The organism is Streptococcus cuniculi (assembly GCF_001921845.1).
Lineage (GTDB): Bacteria > Bacillota > Bacilli > Lactobacillales > Streptococcaceae > Streptococcus > Streptococcus cuniculi.
The window spans coordinates 99,932-116,770 of record NZ_MSJM01000001.1 but is presented as its reverse complement, the minus strand read 5'-3'; the positions used below and the strand labels follow the sequence as shown (position 1 = coordinate 116,770).

The window sequence follows — 16,839 nt, the reverse complement described above, 5'->3', positions numbered from 1 at the left end:
GAAGTGTTATGGCAGGTTCTCTAAATGAAATCAAAACCAAAATTGCCTCTACAAAGAAAACCAGTCAAATCACAGGTGCTATGCAGATGGTATCGGCTGCCAAACTAGCCAAGTCAGAGCAGTTGGCCAAATCTTTCCAGATTTACGCTAGCAAGGTTCGGAAAATTACGACCGACTTGCTCCGCGGGGAATTGATGGAAGGCTCAACCAATCCGATGTTGATTCGTCGTCCGATTCAAAAATCGGGCTACATCGTGATTACCTCTGACAGCGGCCTAAAAGGTAGCTACAATGCAATGATTTTAAAAGCAGTGATGGAAATGATTGAACAGGACCATGCGAGCAAGGATGAGTATGAAATCATTGCGATTGGTGGAATGGGTGCAGATTTCTTTCGAGCGCGTGGGATTCAGCCCATCTTTGAATTGCGTGGCTTAGCCGATAATCCAAGTTTCGATGATGTTCAGAAAATCATTTCAAAATCAGTTGAGATGTACAAGAATGAAATCTTTGACGAACTGTATGTCTGCTACAATCACCATATCAATAGTTTGAGCCGTCAAGTCCGTGTGCAGCAGATGTTGCCAGTAGAAGACTTGGACCACAATGAGGCAGATGGCTATACTGCAACCTTTGAACTAGAGCCAAGTCGGGAGGCGATTTTGGGGCAACTCTTGACCCAGTACGCAGAATCAACGATTTACGGTGCGATTTTGGATGCAAAAACCGCTGAAAATGCAGCAGGTATGATTGCCATGCAGACAGCGACAGACAATGCCAAGGCCGTGATTGATGACTTGACTATTCGCTATAATCGCGCCCGTCAGGCAGCCATTACGCAGGAAATTACGGAAATCGTTGCAGGAGCAAGCGCTCTAGAATAGACTATATCGGGCTAAGCACAGTATCAAAAAGAGACGCTCCTGTTCCAACTTTAGTTGGTTACAGTAGAAAATCACTTTAGAAATTAGGCTGAAAACCTCCACTGGAGCTTTTCACTCGTCAGATTTCCTATTTTTCCGTAGCTGTTACGAGCTTGCTCGTTTTACAGATACGGATGCCCTAGGGGTATACTGTGTGCTTTATACGCCCTCATATCTTGTGTAATTGAATTCGGGCTAAAAGCTCGGAAAATAGAGACACATTCCTAGAAGCTCTGCTTCTTCGTCATGTTTCCTAATTTTCATTCGCTTTTTTCACGCCCTCATATCTTAGTAAATTGAACACGGACTAAGAGCTGTGTAAAAAAGATAGATTTCCTTGTGTTCATCGAACACATCGTCAATCTCCTATTTTTACTTTGCTCTTGACGTCCTTTGTATCTTGTGTAAAGGAGAAAAAATGAGTTCAGGCAAAATTACTCAGGTTGTTGGGCCGGTTGTCGATGTGGCATTTTCGGCTGATGACAAACTTCCTGAGATTAACAACGCACTTGTCGTTTATAAGAACGATGAATCAAAACAAAAAGTCGTGCTTGAAGTTGCTTTGGAGCTAGGTGATGGTGTCGTTCGGACCATTGCCATGGAGTCTACAGACGGCTTGACTCGTGGAATGGAAGTGCTAGACACTGGTCGTCCTATTTCGGTCCCTGTCGGAAAAGAGACCTTGGGTCGTGTCTTCAATGTCCTAGGGGACACCATTGACTTGGAAGCACCGTTTGACGAGGCAGTAGAACGCCAGCCGATTCATAAAAAAGCTCCTACATTTGATGAATTGTCAACCGCGACAGAAATTTTAGAAACAGGGATTAAAGTCATTGACCTTTTAGCCCCTTATTTGAAAGGTGGGAAGGTCGGACTCTTTGGTGGTGCGGGAGTTGGTAAAACCGTCCTTATCCAAGAGTTGATTCACAACATCGCGCAAGAACACGGTGGTATTTCAGTATTTACTGGTGTTGGAGAGCGGACACGTGAAGGAAATGACCTTTACTGGGAAATGAAAGAATCTGGCGTTATTGAAAAGACCGCCATGGTCTTTGGTCAGATGAATGAGCCACCGGGAGCTCGGATGCGGGTTGCTCTTACTGGTTTGACCATTGCGGAATACTTCCGTGATGTCGAAGGTCAGGATGTGCTCTTGTTTATCGATAATATCTTCCGTTTCACGCAGGCTGGTTCAGAAGTTTCTGCCCTCTTGGGTCGGATGCCGTCAGCCGTAGGATACCAGCCTACCCTAGCAACGGAAATGGGACAATTGCAGGAACGGATTACCTCTACTAAGAAAGGTTCTGTAACCTCTATCCAAGCGATTTACGTTCCAGCCGATGACTATACAGACCCAGCGCCAGCGACAGCCTTTGCGCATTTGGATTCGACAACCAACCTAGAGCGGAAATTGACCCAGTTGGGAATTTATCCAGCCGTGGATCCACTCGCTTCCAGCTCTCGTGCCTTGGCACCTGAAATCGTTGGTGAAGAACACTATGCGGTTGCAATGGAAGTGAAACGCGTACTGCAACGCTACCAAGAATTGCAGGATATCATTGCGATTTTGGGAATGGATGAATTGTCTGAAGAGGAAAAGACGCTGGTTGGTCGCGCTCGTCGGATTCAATTCTTCCTGTCACAAAACTTCAACGTTGCGGAGCAATTTACGGGTATGTCAGGTTCTTATGTACCTGTTGCTGAGACTGTGCGTGGCTTTAAGGAAATCTTGGATGGTAAGCATGACAAGTTACCAGAAGATGCCTTCCGTAATGTGGGTTCCATTGATGATGTGATTGCCAAAGCAGCCAAAATGGGATTTTAGAGGTGTTTTATGGCACAAATGACAGTACAAATTGTAACGCCAGACGGTATTCGTTATGATCACCATGCGGCTTTCGTACTGGTTCGGACGACAGAAGGTGAGCTGGGGATTTATCCAGGGCACGTCGAACTGATTGCCGTTTTGGCCATTGATGAAATCAAGGTTCGTCGGATTGATGATGAAAATCACGTAGACTGGATTGCGGTCAATGGTGGGATTATTGAAATCTCCAAGGATTTTATCACCATTGTTTCAGATTCGGCCGAGCGTGCACGCGATATTGATGTTAGCCGTGCGGAACGTGCGAAACTCCGTGCTGAAAAAGCGCTGGAAGAAGCACAAAGCGCTCGTAACATTGACATGGAAAAACGGGCAGCCATTGCATTGCAACGTGCGATTAACCGCATTCGTGTCGGAAATAAATAAGGGTAGGATAGCTACTCAAAATACAGATGATGAGAGGTTAGGAGATATTCTAGCCTCTTTTTGCCCTCGTCGTCAAACTACGACATTTTTGAAATTTTTGGTATAATAGAAACATGGTTTTATCATTCGTAACGATTTGTAGTCATCTCTTGTTTATCTACTTGGCCCACCATTTGCTACTATCAGTAGTGGATTGGTCGAAGTGGTTAAAGGGGACGGCGGACAATCAGAAACATATTCAACTCTTTATGCTCTTTTTAGCGATTGCCTTGGGCTACTTGGTATCGGCTTTCTTTTTGGACATTTTGTCCATCAGCCGAAACCTAGCGGAAGCCTTTCGCTAGAGCTAGTTAGAAACCTATCTCAGGCCTGTTTTTAAGAACGGTCTGTCAGAAAAATCGAATAGTTAAAGGAACAATCAATGGATAAAATTATTGTCAGAGGTGGAAAGACGCGCTTAGAAGGTCAAGTGGTGATTGAAGGAGCTAAGAATGCGGTCCTGCCCTTGTTAGCAGCCACTATTTTAGCAAGTGAGGGGCAGTCACGCTTGTCCAATGTGCCCATCTTATCAGATGTCTTTACCATGAATCATGTGGTGGGCGGTTTGGGTGCACAGGTTGCATTTCACCAAGAGGATAAGGAGATTGTGGTGGACGCTAGGGGGGAACTCGGTAGCGAAGCACCGTATAAATATGTCAATCAAATGCGAGCTTCTATCGTGGTGCTAGGTCCCATCTTGGCTCGCAATGGCTACGCCAAGGTTTCCATGCCTGGAGGCTGTACGATTGGCAGTCGACCGATTGATTTACACCTAAAAGGTCTGGAATCCATGGGGGCAAGCATTCACCAGCGAGCAGGCTATATTGAAGCACGGGCCGAGCGTTTGCACGGGGCTCATCTTTATATGGATTTTCCAAGCGTGGGTGCAACACAAAACTTGATGATGGCAGCGACCCTAGCTGAGGGAACCACCGTGATTGAAAATGCGGCGCGTGAACCAGAAATTGTGGATTTGGCTATTTTCCTCAATAAAATGGGAGCCAAGGTCAAGGGAGCAGGTACGGAGACGATTACGATTAAGGGCGTTTCTGTGCTACATGGTGCAGATCATCAGGTCGTTCAAGACCGTATCGAGGCAGGAACCTTTATGGTGGCGGCAGCTATGACAGGTGGCGATGTCCTTGTCAAGGATGCAATCTGGGAACACAATCGCCCCTTGATTTCCAAAATGCAGGAAATGGGTGTTGAGGTGACCGAGGAAGAAGAGGGCATTCGCATTCGTTCATCGGTTGAGAAATTGAAGCCTGTGACAGTTAAAACCTTGCCGCATCCAGGGTTTCCAACAGATATGCAGGCCCAATTTACAGCCCTTATGGCAGTAGCTAAGGGCGAATCAACCATGATTGAGACGGTCTTTGAGAATCGTTTCCAACATTTAGAAGAATTGCGCCGTATGGATTTGCACTCGGATATTCTGCGTGATACCGCGATTATCACAGGTGGAAATCCTCTTCAAGGAGCAGAAGTCATGTCAACGGACTTGAGAGCTAGTGCTGCCTTGATTCTAACAGGGTTAGTGGCAGAAGGTGTCACGACCGTAGGGAAATTGACCCATCTCGATCGTGGCTATTATCGTTTCCATGAAAAGCTGGCAGCTCTAGGAGCGGATATTGAACGCATCAAAGGAGAAGACTGATGGATCAGAAAGAAAATCTACGTTTTGTCGGTAATCAATTATTGTTGATTCTCTTTGTTGTTCTGTTAGCCCTGATTCTCTTTGCGATTGGTTTAATGGTCGGCTACGGTGTCATTGGTGATGGCGATAATGTCTGGGCGATTTTATCGGCAGAGAAATGGCAAGAATTGATTGGCAAATTTACAGGAAAGTAGGAGTATCCTACTTTTTTCAATAGGAGAACAATGGTAAGGAAAAAAACAAAAAAACAGAGCGTTGGCATTAGTCTGGCTAGTTTTCTAGCTACGCTGTTACTGGTGGCGGGAGGATATGTTGTCACAGAGCAACCTGCTCCAGTCTCAAATGAGCAAGTAGCAAGAATCAGTGACAATGGTCTAGCCCCTTCAGAGGACTTGGCGAGCTCGGTTCTGACCGACACGGTGCGAAAGCAGCTAGGTACAGATGTTGTCTATAATGGAGCAGGTGCCTTTATTGTCAACGGAAATCGGACCAATCTCGATGCTTCTGTGGCGAGTAAGCCCTATGCGGAAAATAAAACCAAGACTGCGCAAGGCAAGGTTGTTCCAACGGTAGGGAATGCTCTGTTAAGCAAGGCCACGCGCCAGTATCAAAAGCGGAAAGAAACAGGAAATGGCACTACCAGCTGGAAACCTGCTGGCTGGCATCAGGTAAAAATTTTGGAAGGTGAGTACAATCACGCCGTTGACAGGGGGCATGTGCTGGCCTATTCCTTGGTTGGTGGCTTGAAGGGTTACGATGCCTCTACCAGCAACCCTAAAAATATCGCTGTCCAGACGGCTTGGGCCAATCAAGCCAATCGTCAAGATGCGACAGGGCAAAACTATTTTGAAACGCAGGTGCGTAGAGCCTTGGATCAAAACAAACGGGTGCGGTATCGTGTAACCCTGATTTATCAGTCCGCAGAAGACTTGGTACCTGTCGGCAGTCATTTGGAAGCAAAAGCAGCGGACGGAAGTTTGGAGTTCAATGTCTTTGTCCCCAATGTCCAGCGGGGCTTAAGGATGGACTATCATAGCGGGGAGGTTCAGCTTACCCCGTAGGAGAGAATGGCAAAAGCTGGGCTCACGCTCAGTTTTTTTCTTTGTCTTCCAGCTGAAAAGGTGTGGTGATGGGTGCAGTTTGGAAATCTTGTTGGCGTTAGTCACTTTACTTGAAAATGCTGGTTCCTGTGTCCAAAGTCTGGGATAATTTCTTGCCAAATCCTGCTATTTTTGCTAGAATGGAAGTAATTGAATAGAAGTCTGCGAGACTAGTACATCTAGGGAAACTGTCCAGGGAGATGAGCCGTGACTGAAAGCTCATTCAGTGAAAATAGGTCGAATTCACTCGCACAAGGACTTAAAAATAAAGGTTTGCGACAGGCAAATGAAAACGGATGGTACCGCGTGACAACGCTCCGATTGGGTGTGGTCATGCGTTTTTATTTTGGAGGAAATATGTCAACAATTGAACAACAATTAGCGGAATTAAGACAATCAACGCTGGATGAATTGAAAAAGATTCGTCATGAAAATGCCAAAGACTTGCAGGACTTGCGGGTCGCTGTACTCGGGAAAAAAGGCTCTCTGACGGATTTACTAAAAGGCCTCAAAGACCTATCAAATGAGATGAAGCCAATCGTCGGCAAGCAGGTCAATGAGGTCCGCGATGTCTTGACCAAGGCTTTTGAAGAAACAGCAGCGCTGGTTGAGGCAGAAAAAATTAAGGCGCAACTTGCCCAAGAATCCATCGATGTGACCTTGCCAGGACGTGCGGTCAAACAAGGTTTTCGCCATGTCTTGACCCAGACCAGTGAGGAAATCGAGGATATCTTCCTCGGCATGGGCTTTCAAATTGTGGACGGCTTTGAGGTGGAAAAAGATTACTACAACTTTGAGCGCATGAACTTGCCGAAAGATCACCCAGCCCGTGATATGCAAGACACCTTCTACATCACAGAAGAAATCTTGATGCGGACTCACACCAGTCCCGTGCAAGCGCGGACCATGGACCAGCATGATTTTTCAAAAGGTGCTTTGAAGATGATTTCTCCAGGGCGGGTCTTCCGTCGGGATACAGACGATGCAACCCACAGCCACCAATTCCATCAGATTGAGGGCTTGGTTGTCGGGAAAAATGTTTCCATGGGGGACTTGAAAGGCACCCTTGAGATGATTATCAAGAAGATGTTTGGTGCTGACCGTCAGATTCGTCTCCGTCCTTCTTATTTCCCATTTACGGAGCCATCTGTTGAGGTGGATGTTTCTTGTTTCAAGTGCGGAGGAGAAGGCTGTAATGTCTGCAAGAAGACAGGCTGGATTGAAATCTTGGGTGCCGGAATGGTCCATCCTCATGTCCTTGAAATGAGTGGCATTGACCCAACTGAATACTCTGGCTTCGCCTTTGGACTTGGTCAGGAACGGATTGCTATGCTCCGTTATGGAATCAATGATATTCGCGGTTTCTACCAAGGAGATGTCCGCTTTTCTGAACAATTCAAGTAAGGTGCTATCATGATTCGCAGTGTTGAGAAACAGGAATTGCCCTTGCTTCGGGAAATGGCTATCAAGACTTTTCGGGAGACTTTCGGAGAATTTATCAAAGAGGCGGATTTGGACTATTTTTACACCCATGATCTGGCTCTTGAGACCTTGGAAAAAGAGTGGAGCCATCCCGAGTCTGCCTACTATTTTGTTCTCCATGATCATCAGCCCGTTGGGTTTTTGAAGGTCAATTGGGGTGAGGCACAGACCGAGCATGAATTGGAGAATGCCTTTGAAATTCAACGGATTTATGTCTTGAAATCCCACCAAGGTTATGGTTTGGGTAAGGCCTTGTTTGAATTTGCCCTTGAAAAAGCAGTAGCAGGTGGTTTTAGCTGGGCTTGGTTAGGTGTTTGGGAGAAGAATTTCAAGGCGCAGAAGTTTTATTTCAAGTATGGCTTTGAACGCTTTAGTGAGCACGAATATGTGACGGGAGAGACGGTGGATATTGACTGGCTCCTGAAAAAGCGGATAAATGAAGAAAAATGAGGAAGTAAGATGTTAGTAAGTTATAAATGGTTAAAAGAATTAGTGGACATTGAGGTGCCGAGTAAGGACTTGGCCGAGAAGATGTCAACGACAGGGATTGAGGTAGAAGGGGTTACCTCTCCAGCAGCTGGTCTGTCAAAAATCGTGGTTGGTGAAGTCCTGTCCTGCGAAGATGTGCCAGAGACACATCTCCATGTCTGCCAAGTGGATGTAGGTGAAGAAGCACCGCGCCAGATTGTCTGTGGCGCACCGAACGTCCGGGCGGGTATCAAGGTCATGGTGGCACTGCCTGGCGCACGCATTGCTGACAATTACAAGATTAAAAAAGGGAAAATCCGTGGTTTGGAGTCGCTCGGCATGATTTGCTCGCTCGGAGAGCTCGGGATTTCGGACTCTGTTATTCCAAAAGAATTTGCGGACGGCATTCAGATATTGCCAGCAGATGCGGTCAATGGCGATGAGGTATTCCCTTATCTTGATTTGGATGATGAAGTGATTGAGCTTTCGATTACGCCCAACCGTGCGGATGCACTTTCCATGCGGGGGGTGGCCCATGAAGTGGCTGCCATCTATGACAAGGCGGTGCAGTTCAAGGAATTTCCACTCGTTGAGGCAGAGAAAAAGGCTAGTGATGTGATAGAGGTTGCGATTGAGTCTGAAAAGGTTGCGACCTATCAGGCACGGGTGATTGAAAATGTCACCATCGCACCAAGTCCCCAGTGGTTACAAAATCTCTTGATGAATGCAGGGATTCGTCCGATTAACAATGTGGTCGATGTGACCAATTATATCCTCTTGTATTTCGGCCAACCCATGCACGCCTTTGACTTGGATAAATTTGATGGCAAGAAGATTGTAGCGCGTGATGCTAGAGACCATGAAACCTTGGTGACCTTGGACGAGGTGGAGCGTGAATTGGTCGCTGATGACATCGTTATCTCTGTTGCCGATAAGGCTGTAGCACTCGGTGGTGTTATGGGAGGCGCTGCGACAGAAATCGATGACCAGTCGAAAAATGTCGTCTTGGAAGCAGCTCTTTTTGATGGAAAATCCATCCGTAAAACCTCTGGTCGCTTGAATCTGCGTTCGGAATCCTCTTCTCGTTTTGAAAAAGGTGTCAACGTGGCAGATATTACAGTAGCGATTGACACGGCAGCTAGTATGATTGCAGACCTAGCAGGTGGTCAGGTCCTTGCAGATGTCGTTTCTGCGGGAGCAGTCGAAACGAGCCCAGTACCTGTTTCAGCTAGTCTGGACTATGTCAATCGTGCCTTGGGTACGAGCCTCGTCTATCGCGATATTGCAGATATTTTCCGCCGTTTGGGCATGGAAATTGCAGGTGATGAAGAGACCTTTACCGTTCAAGTGCCACGCCGCCGTTGGGATATTCGCATTCCAGCAGACTTGGTCGAGGAAATTGCACGTATCTATGGTTATGACAAGCTCCCAACAACCCTGCCCAAAGAAGACGGAACTGCGGGTGAATTGATAGCCAGCCAAACACTTCGCCGTCAGATACGAACAGTAGCTGAGGGGGCTGGTTTGAGTGAGATTATCACCTATGCGCTGACAACTCCTGAAAAAGCAATCGAGTTTAGCCTAACACCTACAACTGTTACCGAATTGATGTGGCCGATGACGGTGGATCGTTCTGCCCTTCGTCAAAATATGATTTCAGGCATGCTAGAAACGGTGGCCTACAATGTAGCGCGCAAACATAAAGATTTGGCCTTGTATGAAATCGGAAAAGTCTTTGAACAGACAGGTGACCCAAACCAAGACCTACCACAGGAAATCACCAAGTTTGCCTTTGTCTTGACAGGATTGGTGGCTGAAAAAGATTTCCAAACACCAGCCGTACCTGTTGATTTCTTCCATGCCAAAGGCATATTGGAAGCCTTGTTTGCCAAGTATTCGCTTGATGTCAGCTATGTAGCAACTAGTGACCTAGCAGCCCTTCATCCAGGTCGGACTGCGCAGATAGAACTGGATGGTCAGGTGATTGGTGTTGTCGGTCAGGTTCATCCTCAACTTGCAAAAGACTACGGTATTCCAGAAACCTATGTGGCAGAGGTGAATGTGGATGCGATTGAGGCGGCACTTTCTCCAGTCAAGCCATTTACAGAGATTTCTAAATTCCCAGCTGTTAGCCGAGATATTGCCCTCTTGGTGGATCGTGAGACCCAGCACCAAGCTATTCTTGATGCCATTGCTTCTGCCAATGTGAAGCGTCTGACCAAGGTGAGCCTCTTTGATATTTACACCGGTAGCAACATCGAGGCAGGCAAGAAATCCATGGCCTACAACTTGACCTTCCAAAATCCGAGCGATAGTTTGACCGATGAGGAAGTAGCTAAGTATATGGAAAAAATCTCTGCAGCTCTTGGTCAATTGGGAGCAGAAATTAGGTAAAACTCATGAATCCAGCAGACATTCAAGAAAAATATGTTAAGAATGGGCGATTGCTGACCATTCCTAGAAAAGAGAAGGCCAAATTGCAACTGTTTCGCTATTTTCAGGAAGAATTAGCAAAGCAGGGGCAAGAATTTACAGAAAAACAAATCAACGATTTTTTCAGGACTTACTATGATGACCCCGCGATTTTGCGGCGGTACTTGGTTGATTATGGTTTTTTAGAGCGTGATGCCTACGGTCAAACCTATACGATAGGAGAAAGAAATGGACATTTGGACGAGATTGTATGAAGTAGCTAAAGAGCAGTATGCACCTGAAGAAGTAACACCCTTTGTTTATGCCCATCATGTGGTGGCGGCTTTTGAAGCAGAAAATGGAGAGATTTTCACGGGCTTTTGTATGGAGGGAACGGCAGGCGTCTTTCATCTGTGCGCAGAACGTGCAGCTGCTTTTAACATGTACCAACAATCGGGGCAGACGACCATCAAGCGCATGATTGCTTTCCGTGACAAACCTCCGTATGGAGGTGGGTCAGGTATGCCTTGCGGTGCCTGTCGTGAATTTCTCATGCAACTATCGCGTGATAACAAAAATATGGAAATCATGCTCGACTATGACAAGCGTGAGATTGTGACCTTAAAAGATCTCATGCCTTACTGGTGGGGCGAAGAGCGCTATCAAGCAGATGAAGTATAGTCTTTTGAATGATTTGATACATCGTCTGCTGTTGATTTTCGAAGAGTATCAAGTACTGTCCATACCACCTAAGAAAAGTATCATAAAAGAAAGAACTTTTTCTTCAAACAAAAAAACTTGGAAATCCAAGTTTTTTGTTTTCTTATAATAAAAATAATTCAATCTTAATCTTCTCTGTCTCGCCGTATTTGGCGAGGAGTTGTTCGGCAATCTCGTCATAGAGTTCATGAATGACTGCGATTTTCTCTGGGAATTGCTTGCCGATGTAGTCGAACTTGCATTCAATGGTCAGAAATAACTCATGAAACAGTTGGTTGATGTGCTCTAGTTGGGCAATCAAGTCCTCATCATCTGTTAGAAAATCAGGGATTTCCTTGCGGTGATCGGCAAAGTCATCAATTTTTTTAACGGGAAAACAGCCGTATTCAAGGCAAAATTCGTACATGATACTTCCTCAATTCTTAAAATGTAAGTGGGTTACTTCACTATACCATGTTTGGTAGCAGAACCCAACTATTCTGTTTAAGATTTCTTTAATGAAACTTTCAGTTTTCTTTCATCTTTCTTTGGTACCCTAGTTTCATCAAGGATAAAGGAAGTGAGACATGAAAACGAGAATCGTCCAGAAACAATTTAGACGGAAAGAATCAAAGTATATTGTAGACAAAAAGGTATTTGCCCAGTTTGAACAGGAATTGCGCGCCTACATGGTGGCAGATGATTATGCCAAGTCCACCATTACCAATCTCTATTTTGATAATGAACAGTTTGACATGATTCAGGATGCCATCGAAAAGAAAAACGGTCGAGAAAAAGTGAGGATGCGGGTCTATGATGCCACACCGTCTCCAGATAGTCAGGCTTTTTTAGAAATCAAGAAAAAAGAAAACGGCATAGGGTTCAAGTACCGCCTGACCTCAACGCCGCTTGCAGTGATGAATTATGTGGAAAAAGGAACGGTGGATGAGGCCATTTGCGATGAAAAGGTGACATCTGAACTAGTAACCTTGCGGGAACGCTATGGTGCCATCAAGCCCAAAATGTATATCTACTATGACCGTGTGTCGTTCAAAGGAAAAGAGGATAGAGGGGTACGCGTAACGGTGGATCAGAATCTTCTGTATCGTGATGTCCATGTCGATGTGTTTGCAGGGAAATTTGGTGAGCCGTTGCTTAATCCCGATAAAGTCATCATGGAAATCAAGGTGCCAGAAGAGCAACCCGCTTGGTTGGTTGCGTTATTAGCCAAATACCAGATTGAAAAGCAATCTTTTTCAAAATATGGAACTGCCTATCGTCTAGCGCAGGCAAGTAGGGGAGGTGAGCGCCATGGAAACGCAGTTGTTTAGGAGTATTTTCACCAGCAGTACGACCAATGTCACGGTAGGACAGCTAGGGCTTAGTTTGGCTGTCAGTCTCATTCTGGGGCTGGTGCTTGCAGGGATTTACAAGTACAAGACTAGCTACACCAAGGAATTTGTGGTGACCTTGAGTCTGTTGCCCAGTTTGATTGCGGTCATCATCTTTTTAATCAATGGAAGCCTTGGTACCAGTGTCGCAGTTGCAGGAACCTTTAGTCTGATTCGTTTTCGTTCAGCAGCAGGGAGCTCAAAGGAGCTCTTGGCGGTCTTTATGGCGACAGCGATTGGTCTTGCGACGGGAATGGGGCATGTGACGCTAGCGATTGCAGTCACCCTCCTCTTGGGTTTGATGGTGCTGATATTAGAGAATACACGTTTTGCCCAAATCAATCAAGAGAGACGTTATCTGTTGATTAGCCTTCCGAAAGAGTATGAAAACCAAGGCTTTGTGGACCATCAATTGGGCAAGGTTTGCCAGCAGGTCGAATTGCTATCCGTCCAGTATAAGAAAAAGAAGGAGGTCCTGATCTTGGAGTATCAGGTGCTTCTGAATCGGAAGATGAGCGATCAGCAGTTGATGGATAGCTTACTTGCGGTAGAGCCTATCAGCATTCATCTCCACAAACAAGCTCCTAAGAAAAAATACCTATAGTTTCTAAAATACCTATCCTTCAGCTCATTCTGGGGGATTTTTTAAGTTTCATTTGTAGACGAAGTAAAGGCTTTCTGTGTTTTGTCTGTAGTTTGAGAGGAAAAATGAAGCCGAATCACTAGATAACAGAGTAATGTTTGTTATTTGTTCATAAAAATATTCAAACAGATAAAAAGGTTAGTTTTTTGTAAAAATATTGCTAAAATAAATAAAAAATGTTCGCCATTTATAAAACACAGGTATTTTAGGATTGATTTGTCACTCTTTCCCTTTTTATATATAATGGTGGTAAGAATCGGCTTAGATTGGCTATGTATCCTCATAGCTTGTCTTTAGAAAGGTAGAACCTATTATTATGAAAAAACAATTATATGCTGCAGCAGCAGTCGCAACCTTACTAGCACCACATGTTGTGCAGGCACAGCAAGCTGCTCCAAGTACAGGAGTTCAACAGCCAGATGCTCAATTGAAGGCGGAGCTTAACAGTCTCTATCAAAAGGTTAAGGAGTTAAGCGATTACGCAGTGACAGAGGCAAAACTAGCATATTACAAGCAACAAGTGGGAGCAGCGTATTTTACCGCTCTTGCCAAGGGAGAAAATCCAACTACGGTTAAAACCCAGCTAGAAGCAGCAACGAAAAAGCCGCTAGCTACTTTCAAGGCGGAAGTCGAAGAGGATTATGCAAAAGCTCGTGCGAATCTTATTTTTGGGGTAAAAAGTGTTTTACCACCTAAACTGGCTGAAGAGTTTAACAATTTTGCGAGCAACTCGTCCAAAACCATTATGGAGCTCCAAGCTTTTGGCAAACAGTTAATAGCCAAACAAGAAGAAGAGGCTAAGTTAGCAGAAGCTAAGAAACAGGCTATTGCAGAAATTGGTCAGATGAACGAACTACCAAATGCTATCAAAAATCAATATTATACCAAGGTCAACAATGCAACGACGATGGAAGCAATTGAGATGGTCAAGCAAGAAGCCGCGCAAGATGTAGCCACTCGGAAACAGATTGCAGCTAAAAAAGCAGAAGCTGAAAAGATACTGAAGTCAAAAAATGACTTAGATGTAGGTGAACGTTCAGATTATTTGACTCGTCTGGAGAATGCAGGGACAGAGTCAGAGATTGATAGTATTCTCAAGGAAGCTGAAGCTACTGCGGCAGCCAACAAAGTTGTCTTTGACAAGAGACAGAGCGTTTCTGATACGATTGAAAAATTGCGTTATTTACCTAAGGAACAGAAAGTAGACTTTAAAGGTCGCTTAGAACACTTGCAGACAGTGAATCAGCTAGAGGCTGTTTTGCAAAAAGCGAAAAAAGCAAATGTTCAAGCCTTGAAAGATGAAGAAAAAAGCAACACTTGAAAAAACAAAACGGATTTTAAGCGGTATTAAGCAGTTGCCAGAAGTGACAGATGAGTCCTTATACAAGGGTCAGATGGATGTTTGGAAGGAAGTTGGTCACCTGTTAGATGGCTATATGCAGTTCTTTGAAAGTTTGAATCCTGAAAAGGATGCGAACCTGACCGATGCTGAACTAGACCAACGTGTATCCCGCCTGTATGACGCGGTTCACTATGGAGAGATGGAATACATCGCGCGGGATTTGGAGCAGAAGCGTAAGGAATATCCAGATAATCAAGAGATGAGAGAGTTATTGAACAAGATGTTCTATACTACTTATGCAACGATTGAAACTGGTGGTAAAAATAGTGATTTTGTAGGATTTCTTAGGGACGATATTTATCCGAAGCAAAAGCGGTTCAACGAACTGTATCGTTCATTGTCCAGCAAACCGTGGACTCCACTTGTTCCAGCCAAACCAATTGCAAAACCAAGTGTGCCGCTAACTCCGCTCGTTCCAGCTCAACGAATCCAGAAGCCAGAAACACCAGAAACACCTGAGATTACCACTCATCAGGAAACACGTGAAGAAGCAGTTCCATACCAAACAATCACCAGAGAAAATGCGGACTTGCCAAAGGGTGAAAAACGCCTTGTCACAAAAGGTGAGGCAGGTGTACGGACAGTTGTTGAAGAAGTGAAAATGCAAGGGGAAGAACTTGTATTTCGTACGGTCATTTCAGATACCATCACCAAGCCCGCTATTGATGAAGTAGTGGAAATCGGTACCAAAGAAGTCAACAAGAAAGTTGCGAAAACACCAGCCCCAGACAAAAAAGGCGATGGAAAGACAGTCGCTGGCAAGAAAGGCCAACAAGCTCGAGGAAAGAACGGTCGCGTTTTACCAAGAACCAATGCAGTGCCTAGTCTCCTATCCTTTGTTGGAGTCGCTTTGGCAGGTCTGACAGGTTTGTTTGCCAAAAATCGTAAAAAATAATCTGACACAGAGGTTTTCCCAAAGAGAGTAGATAGTAAAATCTGCTCTCTTTTATCTGTCCGTAACAGATGTTTGAGTGGTGCGATGTCTAAGCAACATCGGAAGAACATAAAACGTAGAGAAAAAACAGAGGAGTGTTAGAGAAAGAAGATAGGCGTTTGATATACTGAAATTATATTAGGGAAAGGAAGGAGAACTCATGCATCCGTTTACTCGTGCGGTTCTGTACCTCAAGCGACATCCGATGAAAAGTGCCCTCTTGACAGGCTTGCTTTTCTGTATCAGTCTAGCTCTTAGTGTGGCAGTTGCCCTCAATACCAGCTTGACAATGGATATGAAGCGCTTATCAGACCAGCAATCCAAGCAGTTTTTGACAACATTACTGGAGGACGGTTCCTCCTCACCTGCTACAGCTTCTAGTCGAGCAGAGTTTGAAAAGATGATGTCGGAGTATGGGCTGGCTGCTCGCCACTTGATAGCAGAAGAAGTGACGGTCGCGTCTGATACATCAGAAGCCAGTAGATTGTACAGCTTGGTCAATCAGGATTTTTTTGAAAACAGCCAGCTACTAGAGAAACAAGCACCCCTTGAGACAGGTGCCTATCCAGCAAACAATAGTAGCGGACAGGCCTTGATTAGTCGCACGCTTGCGGACAAATACGGGCTGACTGTCGGAGATACCCTGCCCATTCGATTCAAAAATGGGGTGGCCTACGAGTTGCACATCGTTGGGATTTTTAAAAGCAGTTCGCTTCCAACTGTCTCAAAGGAAAGCCATTCTTTTGAAAATAATATTGTGACGACAAAAGAGACCATCGCACACGTCAACCCTGATTATCCTTACCATACCAGTATCTATGAAGCAAAAACACCCGCCCTGGCCTCACAAGCGCAGGCTGCTTTAGAAGCCAATCCAGAAATCCGTCAGGCCTATCAAATCAAGGCAAATTCGAACCTGCAAACACAGTTAAAAACGCTCCACAATCAGCAGCAGTTGTTGAAAGTCGTTGTATGGGGGACTCTCCTACTCACTCATCTCCTTCTTCTCTTTTTCCTCCATCTATGGATGAAAGGGCGGCAATTGGAAATCGGTATTTTACAATCCCTCGGTAAAAGCCGCCTCGAGATTGTCTGTCAATACCTAATCGAGGTGCTGGTTTTAGCTAGCATGACGCTGGTGCTCGCTCTTTGCATAACAGCTTTTGTCTTACCTTACGTGAGGGAGAGCCTGATGCGGGATATGCTGACGACCACCTATGCCAATGCAGATAATGGGGAATTTCTGCCAGCAGTCTTTTTAACCAATCACCATAGTCTGGAAAGCCTGATGGCGCATTCGGTAGGAGTAACGCTGCTAGATATCCTCGTCATTGTAGGGAGTGATTTGGCCTTATCGCTCGGTGCGGTATTGGTATCTTGTCTGGCCTTGCTGAAGTATCCGCCGAAAAAAATCTTTGCCACGATGTCTTAGAAGAAA

General features: G+C 45.2%; 18 protein-coding genes. 17 read left to right on the top strand and 1 reads right to left on the bottom strand.

What is annotated here, in order from left to right; all coding sequences use genetic code 11:
* The first annotated feature begins 8 nt into the window (after window positions 1–8).
* The 12 genes from BU202_RS00570 to BU202_RS00515 all read left to right on the top strand — a co-directional run bounded on the left by BU202_RS00570 (window position 9) and on the right by BU202_RS00515 (window position 11,013).
* Window positions 9–884 carry a F0F1 ATP synthase subunit gamma gene (locus tag BU202_RS00570; RefSeq protein WP_075103864.1) on the top strand — a complete coding sequence of 292 codons (876 nt, stop codon included), beginning with the start codon at window positions 9–11 and terminating at the stop codon, window positions 882–884.
* Window positions 885–1,341: 457 nt separating this feature from the next.
* Window positions 1,342–2,748, top strand: coding sequence for a F0F1 ATP synthase subunit beta (gene atpD / locus BU202_RS00565; protein ID WP_075103863.1), 1,407 nt, complete (start codon window positions 1,342–1,344; stop codon window positions 2,746–2,748).
* 9 nt (window positions 2,749–2,757) lie between these two features.
* Window positions 2,758–3,174, top strand: a complete 417-nt coding sequence (locus BU202_RS00560; RefSeq protein ID WP_075103862.1) for a F0F1 ATP synthase subunit epsilon — start codon at window positions 2,758–2,760, stop codon at window positions 3,172–3,174.
* Between the two features lie 113 nt (window positions 3,175–3,287).
* A complete protein-coding gene (locus BU202_RS00555; protein ID WP_075103861.1) occupies window positions 3,288–3,518 on the top strand; it encodes a DUF1146 family protein in 231 nt (76 codons plus the stop codon).
* 77 nt (window positions 3,519–3,595) lie between these two features.
* Window positions 3,596–4,870 carry a UDP-N-acetylglucosamine 1-carboxyvinyltransferase gene (gene murA, locus BU202_RS00550; RefSeq protein WP_075103860.1) on the top strand — a complete coding sequence of 425 codons (1,275 nt, stop codon included), beginning with the start codon at window positions 3,596–3,598 and terminating at the stop codon, window positions 4,868–4,870.
* Window positions 4,870–5,064 carry a DNA-directed RNA polymerase subunit beta gene (locus BU202_RS00545; RefSeq protein ID WP_075103859.1) on the top strand — a complete coding sequence of 65 codons (195 nt, stop codon included), beginning with the start codon at window positions 4,870–4,872 and terminating at the stop codon, window positions 5,062–5,064. The genes murA and BU202_RS00545 overlap by 1 nt, the downstream gene beginning before the upstream one ends.
* 30 nt (window positions 5,065–5,094) lie before the next feature.
* The gene (locus BU202_RS00540) at window positions 5,095–5,931 is read left to right on the top strand and encodes a DNA/RNA non-specific endonuclease (RefSeq protein WP_075103858.1); all 837 of its coding nucleotides are present in this window, start codon (window positions 5,095–5,097) and stop codon (window positions 5,929–5,931) included.
* Between the two features lie 396 nt (window positions 5,932–6,327).
* A complete protein-coding gene (pheS, locus tag BU202_RS00535; RefSeq protein WP_075104062.1) occupies window positions 6,328–7,374 on the top strand; it encodes a phenylalanine--tRNA ligase subunit alpha in 1,047 nt (348 codons plus the stop codon).
* A 9-nt stretch (window positions 7,375–7,383) separates the two neighbouring features.
* On the top strand, window positions 7,384–7,902 hold the full coding sequence (locus tag BU202_RS00530; protein WP_075103857.1) for a GNAT family N-acetyltransferase: 519 nt from the start codon (window positions 7,384–7,386) through the stop codon (window positions 7,900–7,902).
* 9 nt (window positions 7,903–7,911) lie between these two features.
* Window positions 7,912–10,314: a phenylalanine--tRNA ligase subunit beta gene (gene pheT, locus BU202_RS00525; RefSeq protein WP_075103856.1), complete on the top strand. Its 2,403-nt coding sequence runs from the start codon at window positions 7,912–7,914 to the stop codon at window positions 10,312–10,314.
* 5 nt (window positions 10,315–10,319) lie between these two features.
* The gene (locus BU202_RS00520; protein WP_075103855.1) at window positions 10,320–10,607 is read left to right on the top strand and encodes a DUF2087 domain-containing protein; all 288 of its coding nucleotides are present in this window, start codon (window positions 10,320–10,322) and stop codon (window positions 10,605–10,607) included.
* On the top strand, window positions 10,582–11,013 hold the full coding sequence (locus BU202_RS00515) for a cytidine deaminase family protein (protein WP_075103854.1): 432 nt from the start codon (window positions 10,582–10,584) through the stop codon (window positions 11,011–11,013). The genes BU202_RS00520 and BU202_RS00515 overlap by 26 nt, the downstream gene beginning before the upstream one ends.
* 142 nt (window positions 11,014–11,155) lie before the next feature.
* Here BU202_RS00515 and BU202_RS00510 read toward each other — a convergent pair whose 3' ends face one another.
* Window positions 11,156–11,458 (bottom strand): hypothetical protein, encoded by a 303-nt coding sequence (locus BU202_RS00510; RefSeq protein WP_083605716.1) that lies wholly within the window; start codon window positions 11,456–11,458, stop codon window positions 11,156–11,158.
* A gap of 160 nt (window positions 11,459–11,618) precedes the next feature.
* Here BU202_RS00510 and BU202_RS00505 point away from each other — a divergent pair, with 160 nt between their 5' ends.
* The 5 genes from BU202_RS00505 (at window position 11,619) to BU202_RS00485 (ending at window position 16,833) form a co-directional block, all read left to right on the top strand.
* The gene (locus tag BU202_RS00505) at window positions 11,619–12,362 is read left to right on the top strand and encodes a polyphosphate polymerase domain-containing protein (protein ID WP_075103852.1); all 744 of its coding nucleotides are present in this window, start codon (window positions 11,619–11,621) and stop codon (window positions 12,360–12,362) included.
* The gene (locus tag BU202_RS00500; protein ID WP_075103851.1) at window positions 12,343–13,026 is read left to right on the top strand and encodes a DUF4956 domain-containing protein; all 684 of its coding nucleotides are present in this window, start codon (window positions 12,343–12,345) and stop codon (window positions 13,024–13,026) included. Before BU202_RS00505 ends, BU202_RS00500 begins: the two co-directional genes overlap by 20 nt.
* A 355-nt stretch (window positions 13,027–13,381) precedes the next feature.
* Entirely contained in the window at window positions 13,382–14,386 is a 1,005-nt protein-coding gene (locus BU202_RS00495; protein WP_075103850.1) for a GA module-containing protein, read from the top strand.
* Complete coding sequence (locus BU202_RS00490; protein ID WP_075103849.1) at window positions 14,364–15,362, top strand: G5 domain-containing protein; 999 nt, start codon at window positions 14,364–14,366, stop codon at window positions 15,360–15,362. Before BU202_RS00495 ends, BU202_RS00490 begins: the two co-directional genes overlap by 23 nt.
* A 199-nt stretch (window positions 15,363–15,561) precedes the next feature.
* Window positions 15,562–16,833 (top strand): FtsX-like permease family protein, encoded by a 1,272-nt coding sequence (locus BU202_RS00485; RefSeq protein ID WP_075103848.1) that lies wholly within the window; start codon window positions 15,562–15,564, stop codon window positions 16,831–16,833.
* Window positions 16,834–16,839 lie beyond the last annotated feature (6 nt).

What these genes read in the sequence shown, in the direction of transcription:
- BU202_RS00570 (WP_075103864.1), top strand. Translation starts at nt 9, where the DNA reads ATGGCAGGTTCTCTAAATGAAATCAAAACCAAAATTGCCTCTACAAAG.
- atpD (WP_075103863.1), top strand. Translation starts at nt 1,342, where the DNA reads ATGAGTTCAGGCAAAATTACTCAGGTTGTTGGGCCGGTTGTCGATGTG.
- BU202_RS00560 (WP_075103862.1), top strand. Translation starts at nt 2,758, where the DNA reads ATGGCACAAATGACAGTACAAATTGTAACGCCAGACGGTATTCGTTAT.
- BU202_RS00555 (WP_075103861.1), top strand. Translation starts at nt 3,288, where the DNA reads ATGGTTTTATCATTCGTAACGATTTGTAGTCATCTCTTGTTTATCTAC.
- murA (WP_075103860.1), top strand. Translation starts at nt 3,596, where the DNA reads ATGGATAAAATTATTGTCAGAGGTGGAAAGACGCGCTTAGAAGGTCAA.
- BU202_RS00545 (WP_075103859.1), top strand. Translation starts at nt 4,870, where the DNA reads ATGGATCAGAAAGAAAATCTACGTTTTGTCGGTAATCAATTATTGTTG.
- BU202_RS00540 (WP_075103858.1), top strand. Translation starts at nt 5,095, where the DNA reads ATGGTAAGGAAAAAAACAAAAAAACAGAGCGTTGGCATTAGTCTGGCT.
- pheS (WP_075104062.1), top strand. Translation starts at nt 6,328, where the DNA reads ATGTCAACAATTGAACAACAATTAGCGGAATTAAGACAATCAACGCTG.
- BU202_RS00530 (WP_075103857.1), top strand. Translation starts at nt 7,384, where the DNA reads ATGATTCGCAGTGTTGAGAAACAGGAATTGCCCTTGCTTCGGGAAATG.
- pheT (WP_075103856.1), top strand. Translation starts at nt 7,912, where the DNA reads ATGTTAGTAAGTTATAAATGGTTAAAAGAATTAGTGGACATTGAGGTG.
- BU202_RS00520 (WP_075103855.1), top strand. Translation starts at nt 10,320, where the DNA reads ATGAATCCAGCAGACATTCAAGAAAAATATGTTAAGAATGGGCGATTG.
- BU202_RS00515 (WP_075103854.1), top strand. Translation starts at nt 10,582, where the DNA reads ATGGACATTTGGACGAGATTGTATGAAGTAGCTAAAGAGCAGTATGCA.
- BU202_RS00510 (WP_083605716.1), bottom strand. Translation starts at nt 11,458, where the DNA reads ATGTACGAATTTTGCCTTGAATACGGCTGTTTTCCCGTTAAAAAAATT.
- BU202_RS00505 (WP_075103852.1), top strand. Translation starts at nt 11,619, where the DNA reads ATGAAAACGAGAATCGTCCAGAAACAATTTAGACGGAAAGAATCAAAG.
- BU202_RS00500 (WP_075103851.1), top strand. Translation starts at nt 12,343, where the DNA reads ATGGAAACGCAGTTGTTTAGGAGTATTTTCACCAGCAGTACGACCAAT.
- BU202_RS00495 (WP_075103850.1), top strand. Translation starts at nt 13,382, where the DNA reads ATGAAAAAACAATTATATGCTGCAGCAGCAGTCGCAACCTTACTAGCA.
- BU202_RS00490 (WP_075103849.1), top strand. Translation starts at nt 14,364, where the DNA reads ATGAAGAAAAAAGCAACACTTGAAAAAACAAAACGGATTTTAAGCGGT.
- BU202_RS00485 (WP_075103848.1), top strand. Translation starts at nt 15,562, where the DNA reads ATGCATCCGTTTACTCGTGCGGTTCTGTACCTCAAGCGACATCCGATG.